Annotated in this window: 1 protein-coding gene; it reads left to right on the forward strand. The window is 38.7% G+C overall.

Annotated elements, in window-relative coordinates:
- Nucleotides 1-243 (forward strand): DUF3549 family protein (locus tag AAEY57_RS20850; RefSeq protein WP_350608767.1); only part of this gene is annotated, 243 nt, incomplete at both ends.

Consider the following 243-nt stretch of genomic DNA (forward strand, 5'->3'; position numbering starts at 1 on the left):
GTAAAGAACCTTATGTATGGTTTTTAAAGTTTTCACTTGATGAGCAAAGTATGCTTGTAAGTGCTAGCCGCGATCACTTTGCTGATATGGTTATTCAAGCGCTAGGCACTGAAATTACAGGTGAGCAAGCCGATGGAAAACTTGATAATAACCCTTATGTTTTTACACCAAACGCAAATAAATTAGCGGCATTTAACGCCCAAGTAAAAGTACTATTAAAACAGCCTGCGTCGCAGTATTACG

This window comes from Pseudoalteromonas sp. MER144-MNA-CIBAN-0113, from assembly GCF_040308965.1.
GTDB lineage: Bacteria > Pseudomonadota > Gammaproteobacteria > Enterobacterales > Alteromonadaceae > Pseudoalteromonas > Pseudoalteromonas tetraodonis.